The organism is Nocardiopsis chromatogenes YIM 90109 (assembly GCF_000341185.1).
Taxonomy (GTDB): domain Bacteria; phylum Actinomycetota; class Actinomycetes; order Streptosporangiales; family Streptosporangiaceae; genus Nocardiopsis_A; species Nocardiopsis_A chromatogenes.
In genome coordinates this window covers 1-522 of sequence record NZ_ANBH01000415.1, presented here as the reverse complement: position 1 = coordinate 522, position 522 = coordinate 1, and the positions used below count along the sequence as shown (strand labels likewise).

At 78.5% G+C, this 522-nt stretch carries 1 pseudogene; it reads left to right on the top strand.

The window, feature by feature from the left end:
* Window positions 1-219: 219 nt before the first annotated feature.
* A pseudogene (locus tag D476_RS37830) lies at window positions 220-522 on the top strand (hypothetical protein); the annotation flags it as partial.

Here is a 522-nt window from a genome sequence, read left to right as displayed (position 1 = left end):
GAACGGGAGGACCGGACCGAGATCACCGGCGGGCCGTCGTCGGGCGACGGGTCGGGCGGGGCGTCAGGGGACGGTGCCCCCGGTGGCTTCGGGTACGTGCCGCCCCCGGTCACCGGGTCGGGCGCGGGCGGCGGGGGCGGAGCGCCCGGCGGGTCGGGCGGGACCGGACGCGACCGCGACCGCGGACGCGGAGACCGGCCCGGAGGCGGCGCGGATTTCGTGACGTCGGAGAACCCGTGGGGGGACCGGAACGGAGACTCCGGTACCGGGCGCCTGGACCGGGAGTCGCTGGCCGCCTCCACGGACGGTGCCGACGCCGGCGGCGGCACGGTCGACCTGCCGCCGCCTCCGGAGCGGACGCAGGTCGAGACCGGCGGGGATGCCCCCGGCGGTCCGGAGGGCGCGCGGACGGGGGAGGACTCCACCGGAGGCTCCTTCGAGCTGGGGTCGTCGTCGGACGGTGGCTCGCTGCCCGGCGGGTCGGTCGATGTGCCTGACGTGGGCGGGTCCGAAGGTTCCGGT